This window comes from Pseudahrensia aquimaris (assembly GCF_042676045.1).
Taxonomy (GTDB): Bacteria; Pseudomonadota; Alphaproteobacteria; order Rhizobiales; family Rhizobiaceae; genus Pseudahrensia; species Pseudahrensia aquimaris.
The window spans coordinates 1-19,794 of record NZ_JBHTJV010000011.1; the positions used below are offsets into that span (position 1 = coordinate 1).

Annotated in this window: 9 protein-coding genes and 2 pseudogenes; 2 read left to right on the forward strand and 9 right to left on the reverse strand. The window is 49.9% G+C overall.

The window, feature by feature from the left end:
* The first annotated feature begins 1,037 nt into the window (after nucleotides 1-1,037).
* Nucleotides 1,038-3,527, forward strand: a complete 2,490-nt coding sequence (locus ACFQ14_RS12745) for a hypothetical protein (RefSeq protein ID WP_377213141.1) — start codon at nucleotides 1,038-1,040, stop codon at nucleotides 3,525-3,527.
* On the opposite strand, the gene ACFQ14_RS12750 is transcribed toward ACFQ14_RS12745, so the two are convergent.
* Nucleotides 3,492-3,935, reverse strand: a complete 444-nt coding sequence (locus ACFQ14_RS12750; RefSeq protein ID WP_377213142.1) for a hypothetical protein — start codon at nucleotides 3,933-3,935, stop codon at nucleotides 3,492-3,494. The genes ACFQ14_RS12745 and ACFQ14_RS12750 overlap by 36 nt on opposite strands.
* A gap of 468 nt (nucleotides 3,936-4,403) precedes the next feature.
* Here ACFQ14_RS12750 and ACFQ14_RS12755 point away from each other — a divergent pair, with 468 nt between their 5' ends.
* Nucleotides 4,404-5,687 (forward strand): hypothetical protein, encoded by a 1,284-nt coding sequence (locus ACFQ14_RS12755; protein WP_377213143.1) that lies wholly within the window; start codon nucleotides 4,404-4,406, stop codon nucleotides 5,685-5,687.
* A gap of 315 nt (nucleotides 5,688-6,002) precedes the next feature.
* On the opposite strand, the gene ACFQ14_RS12760 is transcribed toward ACFQ14_RS12755, so the two are convergent.
* From ACFQ14_RS12760 to ACFQ14_RS12795, 8 genes and pseudogenes are all read right to left on the reverse strand, one after another.
* On the reverse strand, nucleotides 6,003-9,260 hold the full coding sequence (locus tag ACFQ14_RS12760; protein WP_377213144.1) for a type I restriction endonuclease subunit R: 3,258 nt from the start codon (nucleotides 9,258-9,260) through the stop codon (nucleotides 6,003-6,005).
* A gap of 15 nt (nucleotides 9,261-9,275) precedes the next feature.
* A complete protein-coding gene (locus tag ACFQ14_RS12765) occupies nucleotides 9,276-10,484 on the reverse strand; it encodes a restriction endonuclease subunit S (RefSeq protein ID WP_377213145.1) in 1,209 nt (402 codons plus the stop codon).
* The gene (locus ACFQ14_RS12770) at nucleotides 10,481-12,577 is read right to left on the reverse strand and encodes a class I SAM-dependent DNA methyltransferase (RefSeq protein WP_377213146.1); all 2,097 of its coding nucleotides are present in this window, start codon (nucleotides 12,575-12,577) and stop codon (nucleotides 10,481-10,483) included. The genes ACFQ14_RS12765 and ACFQ14_RS12770 overlap by 4 nt, the downstream gene beginning before the upstream one ends.
* Nucleotides 12,578-12,925: 348 nt before the next feature.
* The gene (locus tag ACFQ14_RS12775) at nucleotides 12,926-14,065 is read right to left on the reverse strand and encodes a hypothetical protein (RefSeq protein ID WP_377213147.1); all 1,140 of its coding nucleotides are present in this window, start codon (nucleotides 14,063-14,065) and stop codon (nucleotides 12,926-12,928) included.
* 171 nt (nucleotides 14,066-14,236) lie between these two features.
* The gene (locus ACFQ14_RS12780; protein ID WP_377213148.1) at nucleotides 14,237-14,626 is read right to left on the reverse strand and encodes a hypothetical protein; all 390 of its coding nucleotides are present in this window, start codon (nucleotides 14,624-14,626) and stop codon (nucleotides 14,237-14,239) included.
* Between the two features lie 1,060 nt (nucleotides 14,627-15,686).
* Nucleotides 15,687-15,977: pseudogene (locus tag ACFQ14_RS12785) on the reverse strand (integrase core domain-containing protein); the annotation flags it as partial.
* A 43-nt stretch (nucleotides 15,978-16,020) separates the two neighbouring features.
* Nucleotides 16,021-16,419, reverse strand: a pseudogene (locus ACFQ14_RS12790) (transposase); the annotation flags it as partial.
* 388 nt (nucleotides 16,420-16,807) lie between these two features.
* The gene (locus ACFQ14_RS12795; RefSeq protein ID WP_377213149.1) at nucleotides 16,808-19,708 is read right to left on the reverse strand and encodes a beta strand repeat-containing protein; all 2,901 of its coding nucleotides are present in this window, start codon (nucleotides 19,706-19,708) and stop codon (nucleotides 16,808-16,810) included.
* Nucleotides 19,709-19,794 lie beyond the last annotated feature (86 nt).

Below are 19,794 nucleotides of genomic sequence, written 5' to 3' on the forward strand. Positions count from 1 at the left end.
GCACCGCATCACGCTTGAAATCGTCACTGAAATTGGCTTTGCCCATAATGGCCTCCTTGCCTCAAAATTAGGGAAGAAGGTGTCTACAAATCTAGGGGCTATTCACTCGCATTGTTCGAATTCTCTGACGACATTAATTGAATAGCACTAGGCAAGCCTTCTCGAAGACAATAACAAAGTTACACGACCGTAACAAATTAGCCATTTGAGAGGCTATGGCCGCTGCTGTGCCTCTAAGTGCGGGTGTACCGCGCATTCTTCCAATAATCGAACATCCTGCACCCAAATAAAAATTCACGTTTGCGCCCGACAAGTCAATAGCAACAAGGTCCATACAGCCACCGTTGAACGATGCTGAAGCTGCAAGATTAGAGGCACGGTCCGCACTCCCAACGTTGGCGACCCAAATTAGTCGTCCCGCATAAGCGGCTGCTTCGGTGAAATCGAGTGAGGAATTCTCACTTTGCTCGAACGGCGGCAATGGGCGGATTTTGTTGAAAAAGTCGGCCTTTAGCACATCTAGTCCGAATTCCTAGCAATCAGTTTCACAATATAGAAATGTGAGAAATACTAATTCCTCCGGCACTCTTTCTGAGAATGGAATTCTAAAATATTGCGGCGAAATTTGCGCCGCTGACTTTTTCAACAAAATCGGCCGCGAGTGTCGACGCGATCCCCAAAATTACCGGGCCAGCTTGATGGCGGCTTCGAGTCCACTTTGCCGTTTTCAGTCTTGTCGTTCATTGAGCATTTTGGAATGCTGGTGTTGTTAAGGATAGCCCTGAGCATACCTGATTAAAAAAAGGCGATCACCTGCCAATCTTGAGCTGCCATATTGTTCTTTTAGCTACACTTCAATCTACGTCGAATTACGGTTTTTCAACTATCTCATGGATGCCTAAATTGGGCACCATGCATTAGGAAAAATGCCTCATATATTGAGATCAAGAATTTTTGAGGTTCACCAAAATTTCTATTTACTTGAACACCATTATAAATATTATAAATACTGGTGTGATAACGGATAGCAAAAATAAATGACTAAAAAAAGCGATTTTGATCCGTTAACTCGTCACAGAGATTTTATATCAGCTTTAGCCAAAACTCCCCTATCAATTGATGGGAAATCTTTGACCAGTGACTTTTTTCAGAGGCCGAAAGACTGCTATCGAAGCATGCCGTCTCACTGGAAGAGTGAAAACTCTAGAATCGGCCAGTCTAAAAACCTATCAAATGAACGGTCTGACTTCGTTGAAATACTACGAAGAGGGCTTGGTCATATTGCTGCTAACCCCAGCGTTCAAGCAAACGTCCGAGCAATGAAACTCAGCTACAAATTCCCAGAAAGTGTTGAGATCGAAGAATTTGCTGATCTAGGAATCGGAAGCGAAATCAGAATAGTGAATGAAAATGAGGCTATAGCGCGTCATTTTATGGTCGAGGACTTAGGAAACGCAGCAAAGCAGGCAGCTGAAGATTATCGCTTACGTTTGGAGGGGGCGGGCGATATCGACACATCAACAGATGCGATCTTTCGCAAGGACAAATATTTAATCATCGGTGATCGAGGTGTTGGGAAAACATTTTTTCTGAATTACCTCATCTCACAACATACTCAGGAACTGCACGAAAAAGGCGTTATCATTGTTCGTTTGGATTTGACCAAAGATGTTGACGATGAACTCGGAATTGCGGAATGGCTTCACTGGAAGATTTGTAAAATTTTATTCACATACTACGATGAAGGCGCATTTGACAGAGATGCCATTCATGATGTGAACGACCCGGCAATTCAGCACTTTCTAGACAAGAGCAATCTTGGCTTGCTCTTTGATCTAAGCAGTCGAAACGACGTTCTCTTCGAAATTGCCAGAACTATTGACGTCGAGTTATCTCGAACCGAGTTTTCAGAAGAGTTTCGCCGAAACGCAGCAATGTTCAGAAGTCCTGTAGACACTACACCGCGTAAAATTTCCACGGAGTGGTTTTTCCCAATGATTTGGGACTATATGATCAAAGTGAAAGAATGTAGCTTTATTACTATTTTTGATGGTTTGGATCAGTTGGGGCTCACAAACTCTGATCGCGATAGATACAATAGGCTGATTGCTTCGATCAATGGTTACCTTGGTTCAGAGAAAAGTCTCTATACCGCAACGTTGGTCACGATGCGTCCGAAATCATGGATTGATCGAATTGGCGACGATAATTTTCGTCGCGTCTTTCAAGGCGCGGTCATTGCAGCACCAGACAACCGAAAGATATTAGAACAAAAAGAAGAGTACCTCACCAAACCCAATTTCTTCAGGCATAAACACCAAACGGTAGGTGTCTTGGGGGATCAATATTCGGATTCAATACGAAAATTTGCTAATGTCTTCGTTGAATTTATAACAATGAGCTTGACCAGATCAGTGGCGCCTAATTTGCCCGAAGTAAGCGGATCAGACAGAAGTGCTGAAATTGGATTTAATGTTCTTGAGCAGATATTTGGAAGCAACAAAAGAAAAACGTTTCAAGCCTTATCGGATCTGTCGAGGTTCTTTGTCTCGGTTTTATCGTCTGATTTTGAGCGAATGTTACATGAAACCGTAAACGTAGTTGAGTTTTTTGAGCATTATAAACCAGGTGATGGAATAATGATTGATGTAGATAATCCTTATTCTGAAGTTATGAGATACAATTATCTGGTTATTGAGGCACTTTTACTGGAATCGCCTAAGGAGTATTTTAGGCAAGAGAAATATGGATATGACATTGATAGTGAGGGAAAAATAGTTTCTGCAGCTAAGAGTGACAGCTCTATATCGCACTATTTGCACAACATATTTCACTATGTAAGCAATCCCACAAAGATTGAATCTTCACACGTTTTTGCAGGAATAAGAATCCTACAAATTTCTATGATTCATTCCACGATCGATAAAAATACATTATTAGATTTGGTTTGCACAATATTCAATTATAAGCGGGATATAGTTGAGCAAAAGTTCAACGAAATGTGCGAGGATGGCCTATTTCAGCATAAATTGGATGCACCGCATGTCGTCGTTGATAGTTTTTCGATAACTTTTGCCGGTAAGTATGCAGTTTCTCGCCTAGCGTCTTCGTTAGAATACATTTGCATGACTTTGCAGACAGTGCCGCTACCCAAAAGTCTAGTGAGTGCTGGATATTTTCCAGTTAGGCCGCATTCCTCTGCCGAATTTGTTGTTTATAATAAGGTGTTTTCTGCACTAAACTTTGCAAGGTATTGTGAGTTAGTGGAATCGGAAGAACAAAAGTTGTTTGAAGATTTCAGGTTACATGGGGACGCTGAAAGCTTGGCTCATATTGAAAATAGGTCGTTCGATGAGATATTTTCCATTTCAGAAAAAATCACATCTGCAGTGCTCAAATCTATTGATAGAATAGTGGACCACGCGCACGAGTCCGAACTGACGGTCCAACTTTCACAACTAGATACTTTGATCGCAAGTGGCGCTCGAGACCTAGCTGTTGGCCAACACCTTCGCAAGACCGCCTAGCGCCCCGCCAACAAATTCGCCAAACTTCGTGTAATAGCCTGGTGAGTAATTTTCACTCTGCGGTAACCGGTCTGATTTGTCGTCACCGAATTCTGAGAAATCCAGATTCTTAAGTAGCGACAACCCCTTTGCTGAGAGTTGCCCTCCATCAAAGACAAATATGCCCTTGGAGACATCGACATTCTTTTTTCCCACATAGATTGCACCTTCTTTGGCCAACCATTCAACAATGTCCTCAAATAGCCGATTGTCGGCATTCCAAGTTTCTCGATTTTTTGCCAAAATCTCACAATCGGAAATTCGGACAGTTTCAATGGAAAGGTCCACTCTACCTAAGCCTGCTTCAAACAATTTGGTGTAGATTAGGCCGATAATCGCGTTTGAGCGCTGCATTTTTAAGTCGTCCACTAATCAATTCTCCGAACGAACCAAAAGGGATGCCAATATAGCAGATTCTTTCATAATTTTCATGACCTTTCACAAATTCACAATTTAGTATAGTGCAGCAGTGTATTAGTTTTTTCTCAATTATTTAACATTTTTTCTTGCGGGCATCTTACCCTACTGAATGCAGCAATAAGCGGATGTCCTGGTAGGGTGAAATAGAGAATTCGGCTTGAATTTGGGAATCGGCGTTCGTGCTACAAGTTGGGTTGCGAGCCATGTCGCATTTAGAAATTGATCCACTGGTATACCAATTCATTTTGTCCGCAATGCTGTCGTCGGTCATAGCCAGGGTGCTAAATTTCTGAACGGCAGCTTTCAGGAAATCAACGCGGTTGATCCCAATGGCCACAATGGGCCGCGAATCACGTGGACGGTGTTTTCAAGACTGACTGGTCGGAGGTCCGGATCGAGCCCTGATCGCCATCATCCATGAGTTTTGCAGCCAATATTTGCGACACGCAAACCATTGATTTTGTTGATGGTGGAAAGCCGTTGCAAAAAAGATGGTTTTTGCAACAATCGACTACAGAGTCGCGGAATATGGATTATGTAGTGATGGATGAAGCTTGGATACTTGAAGAGCTACAAATGTTTAATTCTGCCCAAAAAGGGCAGAAAAAATCTCGACTAGAACATCTTATTGAAATAGCAGCATTTCCTCCGACGATACTGGCTAATGCAGTGGAGGAACAAGAACGTCGCGATGCACCTCATGTTGTAGCTTTCTTTCAAATTCCTAAGCCAATATTCGCGGGTTCTGGTTTATTTTCAGCTCCCGCCAAAGAACACAATCAATCTGTCGATTTACAATTTACACCAATCGAACTTAGCTTCGATATTGCTGGGCGTCCCAAATGTGAGATTGATATAGGCCAACTCAGTTTCCGGCCTAATGCGACCCAGATTTGCGCCTTTGTGCCTATCTGGCAAAAACGAGCTGATTATTATCCGCGTTACGAGCGTTGTTTTTCTAGTTTTGGGATGACGAACAATGTTGTTATTCATGGACACGAAAGTTGGATTGAAGGACGGCCACTCACTGCGGTCGACTTCGAACACAATCTCTCCAGTCGGATAATTAGGGAATTGCAATTTTCGACAAGGAGATTTTTGAAGTCATATTCGACAGTAGCTAGAGAAGATGCCCTTACAGACGACTGGCTCTACAGCTATTTTACCATGCCTTATCCGTGGAGATTAAGTTACGGTTCACCACCAACACCGACTTACCGATATTATGTAGACGCGCACAAAAGGGACGTCGTTCCACCTTACAACCAGAAGAACATTGATGGTGGCATCAATTTTTCGTTTAGAAAATTCTCCCGTTTTGAAAAGCAAATATTCTCACTTAGTCAAATGTCTTTGGAAGGGAATTACGGATTAGTTGCAGTGACAGGATTATCTCTTATCGAGTGGATACTCAAAATGAACGCGACTGGTAAAAATAAAAAGCTCAATCTTTACGGTCTTATAGAACTGTTCGATGGTGATGTAATGTCAGGTGACATCAAAAAATATTTACATGATTTGCGGAAGCTGAGGAACATAATCATCCATATGAATGAATATTCTAGCTTTAAAGGAAATTCTGCACACGAGATTGAACACCTGAGCTTGGATGAGCAAATCGGCAAGGACGACGCAACGCAGATTATTGATATTGCATGGAATTTGTTCCGTGCCTCAAATGCTGGCCTTCTTCAACGTTAAGTCAGATGAGTCGCATAATTGAGTGTATGGCACAGCTATGCGTCAGCGACATGCTAGAATGGATTGCTTTGTCCGCATCGCGGTCATCCAGCATTATGCAGTTGGGCCGCGTTTTGATGGCCGCTTTGGTGAAATCGGTTGAAAAATTGAGGCGCATCGCTAACGGCAGCAAAAGGCCGATCTTTCCGACAACCGCGCAGATGATTGAAAGGCGCCAAGTTCTGCACCGAGCCCATTTTAACCAAATTGCTGTGTTGCAGGTTGAGGTCGTTGCTTGGAATCCGTTAACCATATCCGTTTCGCCAATGTGCCCATTCAGGGAATTCGTGTGTTATTCCGTCTCGGCTGTAAATTAGTCCAATTATGAGTCCCGTGAGTGTTTTCGAAAAACTGGAAAAGCTCATCGGTCTTAATTCCTAGCGCGTCCTCATCATATTTCGATGGAGGCAGTCCCGTCCGCTCATCATACAGCAAATCGTAAATCTCCTGCCTGAGGCCGTCTCTGGTGCTCTGTTTTTGAAATATGTCTTGCACAGCTTCAATTTTGCGATGGATAGCCTTCAGCAATTCGACCGATGCAGATTTGATCTGCTTTATCTCCTCTTTTGACAGGTCATCCAGAACCAAAAGATCAAAGATAGGCTTTTGATCAGCGCTGAGACCCAAGACTATGTGGGCTTGCGTCTCGTCTTCCATATCTGCAGTGAGCCGCATCAATGCTTCAAAGGTAGCCTCGATCGTATTCTTGTCTTTTTCCTTGTTGTACTCGTTGATGATCTTGTCGAACCGCTCTTGGAAATCATTCAAAGTCGGGTTGGCTGCAAGCATTTTGGCAAGGCGTTTTTGCAGGACACTGCGGAGATCCTGTACGTCGCCCGCCTTGCGCTCGCTTTTCGCAAATTCCTTTCGCAGCATCTCGAAATTAACCTTCGAGATATCGAATATCCGGTCCTCCTCGCGGTCCGCTTTGATGTCGATGGCTTCTGCAACGATCGCGTTCAGACGCTGAATAATGGCTGCAGTATCTGCATGCGCCTTATCCTCCTGAAGTGAGCTGTAGATGTAGTTGATCGCCTGATAGTCGGGCTTGTAGATCTCAACACGCTCAAACGTCAGGCATGCTTTGTATTTGCGAAACACAGCGCGGCACGCAATCTCAAACCCTTTGCGTGTCTCGTCGTTCGTATTGATCAGCTCTTTCGCATCCTGAAGTGCCTTCAGTTTGTTGAATCCAGCAGCATCTTTCATCCGGTCAAGATCATACCCTTCGGCGGTCAGGCGCTCGCGCACCAACCCGATGGCCTCGGCTAGCTCGGCGAGGAGTTTGTCATCGGGGTTCAGCGGATCAACCTCAGGCCCCTGGCCGGGCCCTCCGACAGGGCCTTTGCCCGTATGCCCTGCAAAAGTCGCTAGCGCTTTGCGAAGGTTTTTGAGAATTCCGCAGTAATCCACGATCAGACCGTTGTTCTTGCCCTCCTTCACTCGGTTCGCGCGCGCGATTGCCTGCATCAAGGTGTGAGCCTGCAACGGCTTGTCGAGATAAAGCGTCGAGAGCGAAGGCACGTCAAAACCTGTCAGCCACATCGCACAGACAATCACGATGCGGAACGGATGGTCATCGCGCTTGAATGCGGTCTCAACGTCGAGCCGCTTTTCCATTTCACGTCCACCGATAATCTCTTTGACCGTGAAGCCATCTTTCATCAGCTTGCGGTGCGGGATGATATCTAGCCCCCAGTCCGCAAACCGTTTCACCTCGCCCTGCTCATCACTGACGACAACGGCAATCTCGGTCTCACGCATCCATTCGAGCTGCTGGCTGCGGATGACTTTTTCCTGATCATCGCCAACAGTCTTCAAATCCGCCTCAAGCGCTTCAATGCGCGCTGCCCATGCTGTCTTGATGTACTTATACATCCTCACGGCAGTGATCTTGTCGATCGCCACATACATGGCCTTGCCGCTCTCCCAATTCGTTGAGAAGTGCGATGCGAAATCTTTGGCCACATGCTGCAGGCGCGGTTCGGCAGTCACGACGTGGTATTCGCGCTTCAGATCATCAGACAGCTTTGCGGCAACGTTCGGATCATCTACCTCAGCTTCGGCGATGGCCTCCGCCAGCTTTTCATTCAGCCCTTCACCCGCAACCTTAAGTTTGTCGCCCCTTGCGTCGTAAAACAGCGGTAGGGTCGCACCGTCGAGGATCGCATCTTGAAAATCGTAGGTGGAGAGATACTCGCCGAACACTTGTTTCGTCACCTCGTCATTGCCGAACAGCGGTGTGCCGGTGAAGCCTATGAAACTCGCATTGGGCAGCCCCTTGCGCATGTTCAGCGCCAGCGTGCCGTATTGCGTGCGGTGCGCCTCGTCCGTCATGACGATCACGTTGTTACGGTCGGAGTACACGCCGCCTTCGGCCTGCACGTCCGTGAACTTCTGGATCATCGCAAAGACGAGCTTCTTCTGCTTGCCAAGCAGATCACGCAAACCCACGGCTGAACCAGCACGACATGGGTCTTTGTCGTTGTTCGCCAAGCCCACAGAGGCAAACGTCTTGTAGATCTGGTTATCCAGATCGGTCCGGTCCGTCAACACGACAAACGTATAATCGCCCCCCAGTTTGCGATGCACCTTCTGCGTGAAAAGCGCCATGGAGAATGACTTGCCCGACCCCTGGGTATGCCAGAATACGCCCAACTTACCTTTGAGGCTCTCACGCCGCTCTACGGCCTCCACAGCGCGGTTCACGCCAAGGTATTGGTGGTTCTTCGCAAGGATCTTTGCAGGTCCGCTGGCCGTATCTGCAAACAGGATGAAATTCTCGAACAGGTCCAGAAACCGCCGCTTGTCGCAGACGATCTTTAGCAGCGCCTCCATCGGCAGCATATCATCGCGCTTGTCAGCCTCATCCAGCTTTAGCCAATCCGCGAAATGTTCGTAGTCGGCGGTAATCGAGCCCATCTTGGCCTCGCCGCCATTGCTCAGAATGACCATTGCGTTGAAATGGAATAGATGCGGGACCGTGTCTTTGTAGTCGGACAGGTTCTCGTTATAGGCGCGGCGCAGGTCTTTGTCGGGGCGCTTGAGCTCGCAAAACATCAGCGGCAATCCGTTGACGAAGCCGATGATATCCGCGCGGCGGCGGTGGGCATAGCCGCGAATCCACATCTCACGCACGCATAGGAAATCGTTGTTCTCGGGGTTATCGTAATCGAACACACGCAGGCGGTGGGTCTTTTGCACGCCGTCCTGGCGGTATTTCACGCGCACGCCGTCGCGGATCAGGTGGTATTTATCTTGATTGATACGGATCAGCGATTGCGAGCCGAAGATGTCCGTGATTTCGCGCAGCGCGGATTTATAGGCATCGTTGGGCAGATCGGGGTTCAGCCGCACCAGAGCCTCGGACAAATAGCGTGTCAGCACCACATCCTTGTCAGAGCGGCGGCCCAGCGTGCCCTCGGCTCCGAACATCTCGGAATTCCACGCCATGACAGAGCGCCACCCATGCGTGTCGCGCAGATAATCAGCCATGGTTGTCTGGACCAACTGGTCCTCCGTATAAGCATTCATATCAATAGACTAACGTTAAACAGGTATTCGTCCATGCATAAGTCGCGGGAGGAGAAGATCGCGCGCGCGGGTGAGTTGGGCGTTTGACTTCGCCAGCTGCATTATTTGATCAAAAATAGGTTCTACCAACACATGGAAATCTTGCTGCTTTGATGAGTTGGGAACAATGACAGGTACGCTTTCAAACTTTGATTTGCTGACATTCGCCATGGTCACTCCGCCCCCAATGGCTTCAAGTCGCGGCTTTATACTCTCAAGTGCAAAATAAACGTAATAGTTAGAGTTACCTGCTTCTGGCACAACAGCGTTGATCTGCTGATTGAACTGCGCATAGTTCGCGTTCATCGTCACCACGCCAACCGTACCGATGCACGAAACCAAAACACTTTTGGGAGGCAATGTCTTCTTCGCTTGAGATTTCGCGCCTTGTTCGGTCAGTGTTTCGGCCGTCGAAAGAACGAAAATGTTCCCATGCATATCTGGCGTTTTGATAAATGGAATGTGTCCATCAAAATATTCAGCTACCTTTTTGGACGGAGTTTTGCCAGTGACTACAGCACCCAAATCCCCGACTTTCTGTTCTGCCCATCCTTCCGGCAGCCCATCAACAAACTTTGCTGTCTCATGGCCGGGAAAGCGGAAATGGACGAACCATTCACGGTAGAGCAGCCTTGCTGCCTGTTCCAACAACGCAATCCGCCGCCGGTTGTTCTCGATCAGGTCATCATAGGCCGAAAGGATTGCCGCGATGCGTTCTTGGGTGGGGAGGTCAGATATAATTTCGATCTGATGCCCACGAAGTGCTGCAAGGCTTATATATTGTTGGGCAGAGCCCGCTTTTAGATTCATCAGACGGTTTTTGAAAAATGGATTTTTGAACAAGAAGAAAAAATACATCGGGTGTATTTGCTCTGAGTCAGGCCGAAGGAGAGCTACATTCTTTATCGAAAATTCACGATCTTCAGCTACCCTTGCGCTGTCGCCGATAGAGCCAATGTTCGACATCAAAACATCGTTAAGCTGAGGCTTTACTCTCTTGATACAGAGAAGGTGATCCTGTTCGGAAATATAGTCACAGTTGTCGAAGTCTATTAAGCCAGACGAAATATGCTTACCTTTGATAAATGGAACTCCGCCCATTTGTAATTTCGGCGAGTCGTGTGTCCCGTCGGTGACAACTTCACAAATCTCAGCCATTGTCACCTGAATCGTAGAACTTCTCATACAATCAACTCTTCAAAGTTCTTCGCTATCGTTTCGGCCAGCTCTGCGGCTTCGGCATTCAAAAGGTCGATCTCCAGATGGATGTCCTTGATGGTCTCCTCGAAATCAAAATCCTCATCCTCCACCTCTGGTGCCACGCCCACATAGCGCCCCGGCGTCAGGCTGTAGTCATTGTCAGCCAGCTCCTCCATGTCCACCAGTTTGACCAGCCCCTCCACGTCGCGAAAGCGCCCATCGGGAAAGCGCGACAACAGCCAGTCCGCCTGCCCCTCAAAATACCGCGCACGTTTCAACGCACCCGTTACCGTCAACTGCACATCCGGATCACCCGTTAGCTGAACCCGCGCCGCCGCAATCGCCGCCAACAGCTTCTTGCCCTCTGCTGCGTGCTTGCGGACCTCGAACTGCGCCTTCTTCGCCGCCGCGTCCGCAGTTTGCTTCTCCACCAACGCCTGGCCCGCGCTCACCATGGCCTCCTGAGCCTTCTGCGTCAGCTTCGCCAGATGATCTATTTCCTTGATCAACGCCTTCGCCTGATCCGCCACAGGCTGCATAGTCGCATGGGCCTGCGTCAGCGCCGCAATATCTCCAGCAGGCACGCCCAGATCAGCAGAAGCTTTTGTAAAAGTGGTGGCATCACTCTTCAGCTTGGCAATGCCACCATGCAACTCACTTGTATCCGTATGTTTGGACAGATGCGCCTCTGTTGCGCTGAAAGCCGCCTCAAGCTCGGCAAAATCTGCCACCCGCGCCTCATCACGCGCCGTACTCAGATACTCCTGCACCAGACCAGCAAAACGCTCCTCTTGCCCGCGATAAAGCCAGACAATCGAGGTCAGGTTCTTCATCTGCTCCGGCGAGAAGTCGAAAATCTTGCGCGTTACCTTGCGGAAGACATTGCGCGCATCCAGCATCAACACCTTGTCGCGCAGTTGCTCCGGCTTGCCTTTGTCCATGAACCAGATTTCACAGGGCACCGTGCGGGTGTAGAAAAAGTTGCCACGGATCGCGCACATGATGTCGATGTCGCCCGACTTCACCATCGCCTCACGCACCTTCGCCTCTTGCCCACCTGCGGAGGACGCCTGAGAAGACATCACAATCCCCGCACGCCCGCGCGGCGACAGATAGGCATGGAAGAAAGACATCCAGACGTAGTTGCCGTTGGAGACCTTGCCACCCTTATTCACACCCGGCAGGCCAAAGGTGAGGCGCGTGTCGTCCTTCATCTTCTCAGCGTCGATTTCGTCCACGTTGAAGGGCGGATTGGCCATCACATAGTCAAACGGCCCCTGATCCTTGTGCGGATCTTCGTAATAGCTGATCGCTTTCTGGATATCGCCATCAAGGCCATGCACGGCCAGGTTCATCTTGGCCAGACGCAGCGTCGTCGGGTTCTTTTCCATCCCGTAGAACGTCAATTCTTCGTTTGGATTGGCCTTCATTGCCTCAACGAAATGCGCTGATTGGACAAACATACCGCCAGAACCGCAGGCAGGGTCGATGATCTTGCCGCGCGTCGGTTCGATAACGTTGACGATGGTTTGGACAATGCTGATTGGCGTGAAGAATTCGCCGTTGTCGTGGGCTTTTTGGTCGGCAAACTGGGTCAGGAAGTATTCGTAGATACGCCCGAACACATCCCCATCAGCCTTTTGCAGCGCCGGATCATTGAAGATTCGCAGGACCTGCCGTAGGGCGTCATCATCCAGCTCCGTATATTCCTGCTTGGGCAGCAGACCTGCAAGGGTTTCATAGTCCTCCTCAATCGTCTCCATCGCATGAATGACGGCGGCAGACGGACTTTGATCTTCTGGAAGGCTGACCAGGTAGTCAAACTGCGCCTCAGGCCGCAAGAAAATGGCGCTGCGGCTGGAAAAGTCTGCTTTTGTTAAATCGCGCACCACGCCCCCACGGCTTGGCAGCGTGGGCAGGATCTCGTCCCGGACCTTCAGATATCGTGAACAAGCATGGCGCAGGAAAATCAGCCCCATAACGGGCATGAAATACTCGTTGCTCGCGAAGTTTGACGTTGAACGGAGAACATCTGCTGAGGACCACAGACGTTTTTCCAGATTTCCGATGTGTTCCAATGAAGAGCCCCGTAAATAAATTCGACCACACATTTATAGTGCAGCGGGCGAGGACTACCACATCAATTTCCTAACTGGGAACTTGATGCTGGCGTCGATGCAGTGAACGACCGCATACCATTATTTGCATGATTTCAATTTGGAATTTTCCGCCACTCTAATTGCTTACCGATCGTGGAATCATGGTTAACAGAATCTTAACATAGTTGCCTCCGAGTAAGCCGGAGTGAATGGAGATTGACGCGGCTTCTGGGAAAATCACTCAATTCAAGTCAGATTGAGGCAAGTCCCCATGTTGAGTGCAAACTGTTGTAAAGCAGTACATTATCAACGGCTTGCTAATTCTGCTCAATCGAATGGGGTGAGTGTGGGCTCATGCGTGTGGTGTTGACCACTTTCGCTGCCATCGGAACCATCCTTAGGATACTTTTCGTCAAGTGCAGCCATTTTGGCATCGATCTCTTTTTGTTTGGCACGATATTTTGCAGCGGCAGTGGTATTCGCTCCTGTTTTCACAAGAGCTACAAGTTTCGAGTCGGGTGTGGGCAAGCCCACATTCTTACGTCCTTGTCTGCGATTTCCATAAGACCATTGAGAATCAGCTGAACTATGCCCCATTGCGGCAGCAATTGAGTATCGGTCAAAACCGGCGGCAATCATGTTTGAGCGGAATTGGTCGCGATACGTGCGAATTGTCAGACGACGACATGGGCTCGCCTTGTCTGCAATCTCACGAAATCGTTTCCTCATTTGGCCCCCAAAATTGCCTTTGCCCACAATTTTCACATGTTGTTGCAACCATTCAAGCGATGAGTGGAGTTCTTCGATTTCACTATCAGAGCAGCCCGGAGCCAATTCCAGACAGCGCGTCTGTGCTAAGCCTTTTCCATTTTCAGGTGAAAATTTTGCACAATTCACGATGAGAGACGATCCGGAAACCTTTGACGTAAACCATTCTGACAACCGCAGTCCGGTGCGCTCGCCAAACCGATTTACTACCTTGATTGCACGATCAACACTTCGGTGATGATCCAGTAAGCTCTCAATTGTTTCCATTTCATCCGGATGAATATAATGACTGCGACCAGCGCTTGTTAGCGTGGGCTTGGGCTTGGGCGTTTCAACATCAACTTGAGATAGTCGCCAATCGAACAATTCTGCCAGATATTGCGCTTGTTCGTAGCTCATCAAATCGTAGTCAAAACCATCTCTAATTGCCTGAAAGGTGGCAGCCCGGTATTGCATCTGAGTGTTTTTTGCGAGAGCACGACTTCGAACTGCAACGCTTTCTACAACTTCTATGTTTGTCATCGGTTGGTCGGCTCGATTACGAATATGGGCCTTTTTATGCAGCCCAACGAACCGCCGACGGTAGGTTTGTATTGTCTCATCTGTTCGGTTGAAACGGCGCCCAGCGCAGTTCTCGCCCTTTAAGATATCTGGGTAGTGATCGGTCGTATCAACGTAGAATTCGGGCAAATTTTCCATGCGTCACCATATTACAAGGTTTTCCTACTATAGGTCATGACCATGAAAACCACGATATGGTTGTCGAACATTGTGATTTCGAACGAGTGTCGGGCACCGGCCCGGATCCATTTTCCACGTACATTGACAACCGAAAGCAAAAGGCCTCGCTGTTAACGAGGCCTCCTTTTTCTATGATTTTAAAACTTGCCAGCGGTAGCGCTTAACTTCGATTTGCTTGCGCTTCCATTTCAGCCACGCCTTAATCGGCTTTGAAGTGCGTCGGCGCCAAGCGTACTTTGTCGCTCGCAGCCAAGGTTGTATTTGTGCGAGCCAGATCGCAGCGGCCAATGCTTGGCGGCGATGAATAGCATAGCCGTAGCGCTTGCGATGTTTTCGATAACACAGATGAAACTTGCGCTCGATTTCTTCCGCCGAGCTTTCACCACGCAAAACCGCGCAATAGATAATCTGAGAATGTCCCTGCCTGTCAGCAACCTCTTTACGAGCGTGCTCAGGCCACTTGTGGACCCCGAAGTGCATGATGTCTTCGCGATCTTGAATGAGCGTGACGTATTTCATTGATGGTCTCCCATGCACTGAGAGGACACTATGTTGACAAGGTAGGCGAAAACATCGATTTCGATGCGGTTGACGGCGTGCGCCATCAGGGTATTGCTTGACGCAACCATTGGGGTCTCCATTCATACTGGAACCTAATTTGGCCAGACGCTGCAGCGGTTGGCGCCGGTGCAGCGTCGATCTTATCTCACGATAAAGACCGACATCCCTGACGCTGACGGATGCTCCGCCAGCAAACAAAACATAGCATTTTCGTTGATATGCTGAAGTGTGAAACGGCCGATTAGGTTAATTGGCGGCTACCGGATTGCGTCAAACGGATTCCATTAACCATATTTGACAGATCCATATACCTTCTGATGAGAAAATAGCTTTCAGATTCTGCAACTGCTGAGTGTTGGAAGATCACTGCGTTTGAACGGTAATTTCTGCATTTTAACGCTGCAGATAAAATGCGTTTCATCGACTGAGCTACAGAGCAAATTTCATCGGTCAAACGCTACATGATTGGCTCGGTAAATCAGCGGTTTAAGCGTCGTTTCAATTTATGATTTTCAGGATGAGAATATTTGAATCTGACAAATAAGATGCGCGCCAAATAGCGCCTTTTGAATTCCAATTTTTTCATGATTTGGCGGTGCAATCTGTCTGTATTTAGCGCTTGGCCATAGCCTGCACACGCAAAATGTACACATGAGTGTACCTTGATTGTAACCAGCGACCGTGTTTACAATCGTACAGAACAGAAAACCGAATAAAATCAATAGCTAAGAGGTCTAGTGGCGGAGAATCCCTGTCTGTCCGCTATTTTACCTTTTACCTTTCTGATATCGCTAACCAATTTTCGATTTGCCGAATACAAACCCACATTTGGCCCCACATATTGCGATATAGCTGTCTTTCCCCTCCCCTCCTTGTTTTGCGGATGGAAAACCGAAGAGCTGAATTAGGGCATTCCGAAACAAAATGAATTGACATCTTACATCAATTGAGGTGCTTTTTGACGTGAGACCCGACTTCCCTCCAGCCATTTGGAGAATTCGTCGGTTTGTTTTTGGCCTCATGCGGCCTGTTTTTGCAATGCCGTTTTTGCGGCGAATTCGTTGGGCGTGATGTTGCCCAGTGATGAGTGTGGTCGTGCTTGGTTGTAGTACTCCCTCCATTTGGTGATCTGTTCACGTGCGTGTGGCAGCGACGAGAACAGCGTTTCGTTCAGGCATTCGTCCCTGAAACTGCCGTTGAAGCTCTCGACGAAGCCATTTTGCATTGGCTTTCCCGGAGCGATGTAGTGCCACTCGACGCCTGTTTCCTGACACCACTTCAGAACCGCCATACTAGTCATCTCCGTGCCGTAACACCTTCGGAACACCGCTCGGATTGAGGCTGTGGCCTCCTGCGAAGCCTTCCCCATCCACCAGCCCTTCAGTAACACAGCGCTCCACCGTGCTTTCGAAGCGCAAACGCAACAGATTGCTGTCGCGGAACTTAGCGTGGCGATATTTGGAGAAGGTGGAGTGATCTGGAACTCTGCTATCCAGCCCGAGCCTACAAAACCAGCAATAGGCGAGATTGAGATGGACTTCTTCGCACAGTCTTCGCTCTGAACGGATGCTCATCGCATAGCCAATCACCAGCATTCTGATGATTAGCTCGGGATCAACCGATAGACGGCCTAATCAACTGTAGTGAGATGCCAGATGTCGGCGCATCGCATCACAATCCAGAAAATGATCGATCCGCCTAAGCATGTGGTCGGCCGGAACCTGATCCTCCAAGTCGAAGTCATAAAACAGCCTGGCCGGTGCTTATTAATTGCCCATCATCTGTGAAACCCCTCCTCCATCCACAAACCGAGTGAATCAAAGGGCTTCTCGAGTTACAAGATCGACTTCTTCGACAAGATTGGCGGGAAGCTAACATTTGGTACCGTCGTCAGAATGGTCGAGACGGCAATTTGGTCATCTGGCTGAGAGCTGGTGCATCTTTGCGCAGGCTATTGAGCAAGAGAACGGAATTGAGCAACACTCGTTGACAGAGTCGGCCAAAGGCAGCTGGCTTATCGGCGGATTACTTCACATTTTGAGTTTGTCCGCATCACGCAACTACACAGTTGAATGGAACCGAAGGGCTTTCTCACGAAGGCGTCAACAGCCGCACAAGTATGCTCGGTGTTGAATCCGGCTAGTAGAACAAAAAGTCGCTCGCATCGATTGTGATGTTCGAGCCATTGCCGCTGTTGAGGGTGATGGTGTTATCGCCTGTCCCATCGTTCAACGTTAACAACACAGATGATGTGCCGTTGCCGGTGATGGTGAAGTCGGTCACGGCGGTGGCAACGTCGGAGAATACGCGCAGGTAGTCGAGGCCATCCTCGTAGTCGGTAATCGTATCGTGGTCGAATTCGGCAAAGACGTATTGGAAGTAATCGCGGTCCGCGCCGCCGGTCAGAATATCATCTCCGACGAACCCGCGCAGTCCGTCGCGGGCTCCCATGCCGTTGAGCGTATCATTCCCCAGTCCGCCATCAAGGTAATCGACGGTAGCCCCTCCGGTCAGGTCATCATCGCCTGCAAAGCCGTAGAACTTGGCCCGCGCTGCGCCCGTGACCATTGTGTCGGAAACGGCGGCGTTGTTGGAGCCCCAAAAGACTTCCATCGAGGCAAAAAGATCACCAGCGGCATCACCACCATGGGTGCCGGAAACGAGATCAATGTCGATCCCCAGCGAACCGGCGCGCGCGTCGAACGTGTCCTGCCCCTGACCGCCTGAGAAGATGTCGTTGCCGCCAGCGTCGAGAATAAAGGTGTCATTGCCCGCGTTCCCGTCAAAGCGGTTGGCAAGATCATTGCCGGTGGCAGTGTGGTTGCCTGTATCAAGGAAGGTCAGACGCTCGACATTGTTGCCCAGTGTGTAGCTCGCAAGCCCATCCACATAGACCCGATCATAGCCTTCGCCCGCAAGTTCCGTGACGCTGTCGCCTGCATCCTCAATCCAGTACTCGTCATTGCCGAGGCCGCCGATCATGGTGTCGGCTCCGGCTCCACCGTCAATGTCATCGTCGCCGCCATTGCCATGGATGTCATTGCCGAGACTGTTGCCGAAGAGATTGTCGCCGTGATCCGACCCAGCGAGGTTCTCGAAGTTTCCAGCAATCGTGTCGATTCCGGCTCCCTGCGTGTTGATTACGGTTTCGACGTCGAAGATTGCGCCCGTGATGCCAACGGTGGCGTTTTCGTAGCTCAGCGTATCGGTGCCCTGTCCGCCACCGAGGCGGTCATTGCCAAGACCGCCCTCGATCGTGTCGTCGTCAGCGCCGCCGCGTAGCTCATCATCACCGTTCGAGCCGCGGATCTCATCGTCGCCGCCGCGCCCCTCCACTTCCAAAGCGAGGTCGTGATCAGCGGTGATGGCGGAAAAGACGTCGTTGCCAGAACCGAGAAGAAACCCCTGAATATCTTCGAAGGTCTCCGTCAGACCGGATGGAAAAGCGGCCACCCCGTCGTAACCGTTCTCGCCAGGGTCGAGCATGCTGAAAATCATATCACCGGTATTGGCGGTGTAGTCGATCGTATCGAAACCCAGGCCGCCATCGAAAAAGTCCTGTCCCGCGCCGCCAACGAAAGTGTCGTCCCCGTCCTCGCCGAAGAGCTCGTTTGCGCCGGAATCGCCGGTCAGGTGATCGTCGAAATTTGAGCCGATGAGGTTTTCGAAGTTGGACAAGGTATCCAGACCGGAGCCGACCGTGTCCTGCTGGACGCCGAAGATCGCCAGACTGACCGTCACACCTGTGGACGCATCCAGATATCGGGCGGTGTCATTGCCGGTTCCGCCATCGAGGATGTCGTTGCCCTGGCCGCCTTCAATGATGTCGTTGCCGCCATCGCCGTGGATTTCGTCATCACCGTCATTGCCAAAGACACGGTCGTTGTGCTCGCCGGCATGAATCGTGTCGTTGCCCCCGGTATAGGACGATGACGCACTGGAAAATCCTGCGATCAGATCGCCGTAGATAATGTCATCCCCGTCACCGCCAAAAATAATGTCATCTCCAGCAATCAACGTTCCCGTGTTCTGGTAAACATCGCCGTAGAGCATGTCGCTGCCGCCTTCGCCACGGATTGTATCGTCGCCAGCGTCAAGATTACCTTCATTGTAAACGGCGTCGCCGTAGATCTTGTCGAGTCCGTTTCCGCCGGTAATGTCATCCCCGGCTCCGTTGGCAAGTGAGCTTTCACGAACCGAGATAAAGTCGGCGTGTATTTCGTTGGTGCCTCCACCGCCCGTGATGGTGTCGACGGCGCCGTTGACGAAAGACCCCACGCCACCAACTGAGGCGGCGGTGTCAACATCCCCGACAATGAAAACGAGGTTGCTCTGGATGGCGGACATGTCGATTATATCCGCTCCGCCCTGGACGGTTGACGCAGACACATTATTCGCGTCGCCGTAGATCAGGATCTCGTCCGTCGCGCCGCTTGTGTAATCGACGGTGAAATGGATGGTATCGGCAGCGGCGATGAGCGTGCTGCCGCCGGTCACGCTGGCGACGTCGCCGAAAACCGCTCGGTAGACACCATTGAATGTGTCGGAAGCCGCGGTCAGGACCGCGCCGTTTTCGAGCCGATCCCCATCCCCCGCGATCTCGCCGCTGAGCGCATCACTGCCGGTGAACGTCTCGGCCGTGCCGGTGAAACTCCCACCGTCGAGGGTGCGAAAGTCGCCGGTGATGTAAATGTTTTCAGCGGTAAAGCCTGTCATTGTCGTGGCACCGGCCAGAACGGTCTGCCAGAACTTGTCAGCAGAAGTAACAAGGTCGATGAGGGATGCGGAAAGTCCGGTGATCTCGACCGTTTTGCCCAAATTTACAGTGTCGATGATCGAAATTGAGCTGACGGTGCCGGTGAGTGGAAAGCCATTGATGTCGACGGTGAATCCGGTACCGATGGCAGTAACCAGCGTGCCGTCGGGTGTGATCCAGACGAACTGGGTTGGGTCGGACGCAGCCGTGCTGCTGTAACTGACCCAGTCCGCTTCCGATATCTCGAAAAAGTCCGGTGCGTTCAGCAAGTCTATGTTGGCCATGATCCCTTCTCCGTTCCACAGCGGGCTGGTGCGGGTGCGCTATCCCGAGAGGATATTGGGGCACGCGAACCGTGTCGACTGTGATC

Coding starts and splice junctions, on each gene's coding strand:
- ACFQ14_RS12745 (WP_377213141.1), top strand. CDS start 1,038: ATGACTAAAAAAAGCGATTTTGATCCGTTAACTCGTCACAGAGATTTT.
- ACFQ14_RS12755 (WP_377213143.1), top strand. CDS start 4,404: ATGAGTTTTGCAGCCAATATTTGCGACACGCAAACCATTGATTTTGTT.
- ACFQ14_RS12760 (WP_377213144.1), bottom strand. CDS start 9,260: ATGAATGCTTATACGGAGGACCAGTTGGTCCAGACAACCATGGCTGAT.
- ACFQ14_RS12765 (WP_377213145.1), bottom strand. CDS start 10,484: ATGAGAAGTTCTACGATTCAGGTGACAATGGCTGAGATTTGTGAAGTT.
- ACFQ14_RS12775 (WP_377213147.1), bottom strand. CDS start 14,065: ATGGAAAATTTGCCCGAATTCTACGTTGATACGACCGATCACTACCCA.
- ACFQ14_RS12780 (WP_377213148.1), bottom strand. CDS start 14,626: ATGAAATACGTCACGCTCATTCAAGATCGCGAAGACATCATGCACTTC.
- ACFQ14_RS12795 (WP_377213149.1), bottom strand. CDS start 19,708: ATGGCCAACATAGACTTGCTGAACGCACCGGACTTTTTCGAGATATCG.